The organism is Roseibium algae (assembly GCF_037783265.1).
In the GTDB taxonomy this organism is placed as follows: Bacteria; Pseudomonadota; Alphaproteobacteria; order Rhizobiales; family Stappiaceae; genus Roseibium; species Roseibium algae.
Genome location: NZ_JBAKIA010000043.1, coordinates 1 through 6604 on the forward strand (window position 1 = coordinate 1; position 6604 = coordinate 6604).

At 46.8% G+C, this 6604-nt stretch carries 5 protein-coding genes and 2 pseudogenes; 1 reads left to right on the top strand and 6 read right to left on the bottom strand.

Annotation, left to right across the window (positions count from 1 at the left end):
• Window positions 1-122: 122 nt before the first annotated feature.
• The 6 genes and pseudogenes from V6575_RS23230 to V6575_RS23255 form a co-directional block, all read right to left on the bottom strand.
• On the bottom strand, window positions 123-1502 hold the full coding sequence (locus tag V6575_RS23230) for a DUF6716 putative glycosyltransferase (protein ID WP_340277893.1): 1380 nt from the start codon (window positions 1500-1502) through the stop codon (window positions 123-125).
• Between the two features lies 1 nt (window position 1503).
• Entirely contained in the window at window positions 1504-2709 is a 1206-nt protein-coding gene (locus tag V6575_RS23235) for a DUF6716 putative glycosyltransferase (RefSeq protein ID WP_340277894.1), read from the bottom strand.
• A 5-nt stretch (window positions 2710-2714) separates the two neighbouring features.
• A complete protein-coding gene (locus V6575_RS23240) occupies window positions 2715-3890 on the bottom strand; it encodes a cytidylyltransferase domain-containing protein (protein WP_340277896.1) in 1176 nt (391 codons plus the stop codon).
• Window positions 3891-3896: 6 nt separating this feature from the next.
• Window positions 3897-4826, bottom strand: coding sequence for an N-acetylneuraminate synthase family protein (locus tag V6575_RS23245; protein WP_340277897.1), 930 nt, complete (start codon window positions 4824-4826; stop codon window positions 3897-3899).
• Between the two features lie 201 nt (window positions 4827-5027).
• Window positions 5028-5335, bottom strand: a pseudogene (locus V6575_RS23250) (integrase core domain-containing protein); the annotation flags it as partial.
• 12 nt (window positions 5336-5347) lie between these two features.
• Window positions 5348-5670, bottom strand: a pseudogene (locus V6575_RS23255) (transposase); the annotation flags it as partial.
• 53 nt (window positions 5671-5723) lie between these two features.
• On the opposite strand from V6575_RS23255, the gene V6575_RS23260 reads away from it, so the two are divergent.
• Window positions 5724-6450, top strand: a protein-coding gene (locus tag V6575_RS23260; protein WP_340277898.1) for an IS5 family transposase whose coding sequence is annotated in 2 segments (ribosomal slippage) — window positions 5724-6025 and window positions 6024-6450 — 729 coding nt in all. Because the reading frame shifts where the segments join, the coding sequence is not laid out codon by codon here.
• Window positions 6451-6604: the final 154 nt, after the last annotated feature.

Here is a 6604-nt window from a genome sequence, read left to right on the forward strand (position 1 = left end):
CTGCAACTTTGAAAACTGCTCATCTCTGAGCCAGAAACATCCATCTGACATCGCAAAACTCCTGTTCAGGAGCTTGAATCAGACTTCAAGTGATTTGCATAGCCATTTTATGGGTCTGAAGCCTAGGGTGTATTTTTCAGAAAAATAGCCTTCATTCTTTTACTCTGAATAGATAACCACTTTACTTGAACTTTCTTCCAGTGTGGCTTGAGTATTTTAACTAGACGCAGCCATTCCAAAGCTAACTTATATTCAAATATAGCCTCATAACATTCTACCATTAAGTATGCAGCATGAGCATTCTTTGATGTAATATCATTAAAATGATGAAGCTTTTCAATACAATTCAAATACTTTCCCTCTTCGAATAAGCTATTCGCTTGGAGTAAAAGCATAACTTCAACCGGGTTCTGTCTTGCAGCTATACGCCCCTTCCAGGAACTATTTAAGAATAATTCGGGAAAGGCGGGGGGAAGTGGTTTTGAATCATAAACCTCAATTTCATCAAGAAGAGCATTGAAGTTGTTTAAATTATAGCCCGTTCTTGAAATCCATGTCTTGTTAACCTTTAATTCCAGTAATTCTTCAATGGGCTTCAATTCGTTGAGTAGAATTTCTGTGCCACATCCTATGAAGTAGTGGCTCCCATAACGTGTATTTACTCCAAAATCCATAATGCAAAGGGGAAGAACGTCATAAGAAATGGCATCAAAATATGCGGTGCTAGATATTGATAATAGAGCCTCTGCTTCCGATAACAATTCAGTTAATGGCGCGTGAGAAATTTTGACGTTCACGGGCCAGGCATCATAACTCTCGGGATGCAGCACCTGTTTATGAAAAGTATTTCCTCCCATCGGCACGCGTGGTTTAATAGTCACTTCATAATCGGGATTGGCCTCGGCGAATAAAGATAATTGTTTAAAAAATAATCGCCGATTTTTTTTACTATGCGGAACAATTACCTGCTCTGCAAAAACTACGGATTTCTTGGGTGTTGTTGGTAAATAATTGTGGGGTTTGTTAATTCCAAGTGCATACAATTTTTGATCATTGCATACTGTTCCGGCTAAAATTGATTGAAATAACTCAACATCTCTTTGTCCATTTACACAGATAACATCATATCCGCAACGCCAATAAATTCCCTCCTCATATTTTTCATAGACTACACCATTATAACCTGTGAAAATAAACGGGCGGGTGCCAGTTTCTTTATATAGCAAAGAAATATTTCTTTGTAATCTTCTTATTGTGCTTCCGCTCGAGTAACAACCAATTACATTGTAATTATTCCCGCCAATAGTGAAGCATAGTCTGTCGACATCTGCTTCAATAAAGTTATATTTTGCTTGAATATCTGACAATACAATATCAGGAAAGCTATTTAAATTTGGGATAAGCAAGTCTAGGTCCCAACCAGCGTCAACAAAAAATTGAGCGATAGCCTTTATTCCGAAATATTGGCTATCGCTATTTATAAATATTGCAATTTTTTTCACATTAAACTCTTAATAATCTTGATAACCGACTAATAATACTTATTTTTCTTTGGTGATTGCGGTTTATAATTGAATTTGGTGAATGTGTTATTGAAAGATAATTATTAAATTCGGATGAATACAGTGACACAGGAGTTTTAGCGAGATTATATGAATTGTTTTTACGAATGTTAAGCGCCTCGAGTACAAGTTTTTCTACTGTGTATTCTGGGGTAAAATAAAATTTTTCGAGCCATTTTTTTTCCGCCAGTATTATCTTATCTAAATCTATTGCATTAAAGCTTTTTATCAATCCAGATTCATAGAAATACTGAAGTCCATAGTCATCATGAGCACCAAAATCAGATATCAGGGTCGTTGGTACGCCGGCATTGATCGCCTCGGCAGCAACGGTCGAGGATATTGTCAGGCAGTGCGAGGCCCTCGAGAGAAGACTAGCAGCGCGTTCATCTGTCAGATGAATATTCTCCGGGACGCCCGCTTTCGACTTTGATAACTCTTGAAACAGACGTTCAATTGCATGCCATGTTCGGTGCAGGGTTGCTTTCTTCCCGGGCGCACGTGCCTTGATCAGAAACTCTCTTTCTGGATACCGACGCGCCAGAACACAAAGTTCTTTGACCATAAAATTACGTTCATCGTAGTAGCGTGGAATAACGGCTTGCTCGAAGAAAACGATTGGGCCGTTTTCCTGTGCCCCAGGCTCTCGCTCAATCTTTTCAAGAAGAGAAGCGATACCGAATTGACGTGCATTCGAAGCATCAACTCCAAAGGCTTGGCACATAACGCTGTAAGCCTCTAAGTCTCGCTTACAGTTCAGCCATAGAAGATCCGCCGGCGCGCGCATTGAAAAGCCATCATATGCGTATCGCAGCACCAACCCAGGATAAACGGAAATAACCAATGGGCGTCTGTTTTTAAGCTCAGCTAGATAGTGAAACAATCGCCTTGTCGACAGACCTTCAAGGCACGAAAGAACAATATCGTAAGATTGTATATCGCCGCTTCGACAAAGATCCTTAATAGTAATAAGTGATATGGGTTTTTTAAAACCCATTTCGGTGACTTGCTCACGGCTAATTTGCTTTTTATTTCGTGCACTTACAAGTGCGAAATCAACGTCTGCACCCTGAGCCTCGAAATAAGGGGCGATCAACCGGACTGTATTGAGAAAAGAATCGTATCCTGCCAGCGCAAGTACTTTCATCGGCCTCACCCTACCAGTTTCGATGAGATCAAATAATCGCACATTTCCCTGATTGCCCCTTTTCCGCCCTCTGCCTGCAAAACACAGGTGGCAGCGGACAATGCCTTGGGATGAGCATCGGCCGGTGCAAAGGACAATTTGCAGGCATTCATGCAATCAATATCATTGATATCATTGCCAATAAAAACAATTTCATCCCAATTTAACTCATGCTCTAGGCGCCAAGTGTCCAGCACCGGTAATTTCTCGTCAATCTGGTTCATGACTGGCATTTTGAGCTTGGCGGCTCTAGCCCGTACGACGGGATTGGCTTCCTTAGACAAAATCATCATTATAACCCCGCAATTACGCAGGAGTTCCAATCCCATACCATCTCGGCGGCTACAGGTAACCAATTCGCGCCCGTCTTGATCTACTGTAACACGGTCGTCTGTGTGAACTCCGTCGAAATCGGTCACAACTGCCTTGATCTTAGTGATGCCTTCTGGACGTTCTACAGGTTCTTTACGCAACGCCATATAAGCCTCAACGACATCCCAGTCATCCTGACTATCGATTTCAACCGTAGGCCCTTCCACCGGCACCATTACAGTCGCGCCACAGAAGCGTTCTTTCTTTTCAAGAAAGGTGGGTACATGCATAGCGTAGATCGCACCGTTTTCTCGATAACGAGGCTTCATATCCTGCCTACGCTGACGCGGTTCGCCATGATCGTGGGTGATGCCCTCTGCAAAACCATCGGCATTTTCATGCCAGATAAAGCCGTGATCCTCGACAACGGAGAGGGCCGACATCGCAGATTTGGAAATCATAGTTTCCAAAACACGGTCTATATCTTCCGAGCGGATGAACGGAGACGTGCACTGGAGAAGGATCAGGTACTCAGGCATGGCCCGACCCTGTTGCACGACCCAATCAAGCGCATGCAACAAAGCACTTTCAGAGCTTGCGGAAGAGTTGCTTAGATTTTCTGGACGGCGAATTCCCACAGCTCCAGCAACCTCGGAAATCCGTAAAATATCTTTATCATTACTGGTTACATATACGCCGGTCAAACATTTTGCCTGAAGGGCTGCTGTAATCGCGCGCGCCACGAGAGGAACGCCCTGAAGAGGGCGAATGTTCTTTCCGGGGAGGCCGACTGAGCCTCCCCGGGCAGGAATAACAGCTATTGCATCCATGTGAACCTACGACACTTCGCGAATGTTCGCCCCGTGCTTTTCTTCACGCCATTTCAGCTTGTCGCGCTGCACCAATTCAACGTCCAGCATGTCCGACTGTTTGTAAGACAAAGATTCGGAGACATTTTTTAGATCACGGCACAGACGGCGAAGACCATCCGCTTCAAGGCTTGCGGCATGGTCCGTACCCTTCCAAGTCCGATCGAGCGTAAAGTGGCGTTCGATCCAGCCGAACTCGCCTTTTCCGTGGCGCTGATAGCCTGCAGCGCCAATCGCTAGGGCAGCAACGTCAGCGGCAATGCCGAGGTGGTGGCCGGAAAAGCCGATTGACTTGACGCGATCGCCGTAGTTCTCCTGAAGACGGTTAATTTCCATAAGGCAAATATCTTCGAAAGCAACGGGATAGCCAGAGGTGCAGGCATAAACGACCAAGTCTTTGGCTCGGCCGTGCTTTTCGTAGAAGGAGATCACCTTCTCGATTTCGTCACGCGTGGTCATTCCAGTGGAGACGTGGATTTCGCCGTCAAAGTTTTTGCAAAGGAATTCCTGCAGAGTGAAATGCTGGTTGGTTGCCGACGGAAGCTTGATCAGATTGGGTTTGAGTGTGGCAATTTCCTGGGCAGATGTCAGATCCCAAACGGAAGTCGAGTAGTCGATACCGACCATCCGGCATTCTTCTTGGAGTTCTTTATGTTGATCTACCGAGAATTCGAGGAACTCGCGATGCTCGCCATAAGTCGAACCGTAAGAGTTTGCCGGCACCGGATGCGGTGTGGCGTATTCGGCTTCAGTCAAAAGCTCGCTGTTGTTGCGCTTTTGAAACTTTGCAACGTGAGCTCCGCAAATTTTGCTAGCGACTTGAATAAGCTCTTTTGCTGTATCCATGTCACCTTTGTGGTTACAGCCAATTTCAGCGATAACTTTTACATCAACCATTTTAATTCCTTTGCAGCCAAGCCAGTGGTTCTGTTGGCGCCTTTATAACGTAAGAGAATATGCCTAACGACGTCGTATTTTCAGCTACTATCAGGGCTTTTTTCCATAACGATCACTAAGATTCAAGTATCATTTTTCCGTAAGTTGCCAAGGGGCCCCGAACGTGGTGATCGGCCCCATCTGATTGGTCCAAATTGAAAGTTAGTGCATGCTTGGCGTGTGGTCCATCGGAACGATGGTTTCAGGAGTCGGCGGGCGGTAACCCAATGCCCAGTTTCCGGGGCACTATGAGGTCGTTTTGTGTTGTCGTGTTTTCTCCAGCTTTCGATGATGACTTGAGCCTCTCGCAGACAGGTGAAGATCTCTCCGTTCAACAGTTCATCGCGCAAGCGCGCATTGAAGCTCCCACAGTATCCGTTCTGCCAGGGCAAGCCTGGTTCGATGTAGGCGGTTTGGACTCCAACGGCCTTGATCCAGTCCCTGACTGCCTGAGCAACGAACTCAGGGCCGTAACACCTTCGGAACGACGTTGATTGAGAGGCTATTACCGCGTACCTCACTTTGCATCCTTGGCGAAGTACGCGGTTGCCTTTTTTAGGATATCGCGCTCCTCGGTGACGCGAGCCAGTTCCTGCTTCAGTCGGCGGATCTCAACAGCTTGATCGCCTTCCCCTGGATCGGGCGACTTGGAGAACTTCTTCTTCCAAGCATATAGCGAATGTGTGCTCACGCCCAAGCGCTTCGAAACCTCCGCAACCGGATAGCCGCGTTCGGTCATCTGCGTCACCGCGTCCCGTTTGAAATCGTCACTGAAATTGCTCGTGCGGATTGCGGACTGATCCATTGGTGCCAGGAGGATTTGGCAGGAGTGATTTAATTTGACTTACCGACAGGCAAATGAAGCGGATTGAGCCGTATTTTCCGCTATCTCACGGGGGCCCGCGAGTTGATAATCGACGTGTTCTCAGTGGCATCATCTTTGTTATCCTCAACGGGTTGCGCTGGCGTGATACTCCATCGGACTACGGCCCGCATAAGACAATCTACAAACGGTTCATTCGCTGGAGCCGGCTTGGCGTATTCAACAGAATACTCGCCGAGCTTGCAGGCATGGCCGGGACGCCTGACCAGGTGATGATTGATGCAACGCATCTCAAGGCCCACCACACGGCCGCAAGCCTTTTAAAAAAGGGCTGTTCCCCGACGTATCGGACGCACCAAAGGCGGCTTGAATTCCAAGCTGCATGCGGTTTGCGACGGGGCGGGACGACCGCTGGTCTTGTTGCTTTCCGAGGGCCAGATGAGCGACTTCAAGGGCGCGGCGCTGATGTTTGACGCCATTCCGGATGCTAAAGCCCTGCTCGGTGACAAAGGCTATGATGCAGATTGGTTTCGTCAGGCGCTCAAAGCGCGCGGCATAGAGCCCTGCATTCCGCCAAAATCCAATCGTAAAGCCGAAGCCCCGTTCGACAGGGCGCTCTACAAAAACCGCCACAAGATCGAAAACATGTTTGGAAAACTCAAAGACTGGAGGCGAATCCACACCCGCTACGACCGTTGTGACCACGCCTTTATGTCAGCCATCGCGATCGCAGCAGTCGTCATTTTCTGGATCAATCAATGAGTCCTGAGCCTAGGGGCAATTCAGTTTAATTGAAATGCCTCACAGACCCAAAGTTCCTCCGTTCTCTTGACTCCTCGTCAATGTTCCTATTTTGTTCTCGCCTCATTAAGAGGCTTGAACCATGCGGAAACCCGAAACCATTGAACGTCTCTAT

Bases quoted from the DNA above. Each gene is read 5' to 3' on its own strand.
- V6575_RS23240 (WP_340277896.1), bottom strand. From the start codon at position 3,890: ATGGATGCAATAGCTGTTATTCCTGCCCGGGGAGGCTCAGTCGGCCTC.
- V6575_RS23245 (WP_340277897.1), bottom strand. From the start codon at position 4,826: ATGGTTGATGTAAAAGTTATCGCTGAAATTGGCTGTAACCACAAAGGT.
- V6575_RS23235 (WP_340277894.1), bottom strand. From the start codon at position 2,709: ATGAAAGTACTTGCGCTGGCAGGATACGATTCTTTTCTCAATACAGTC.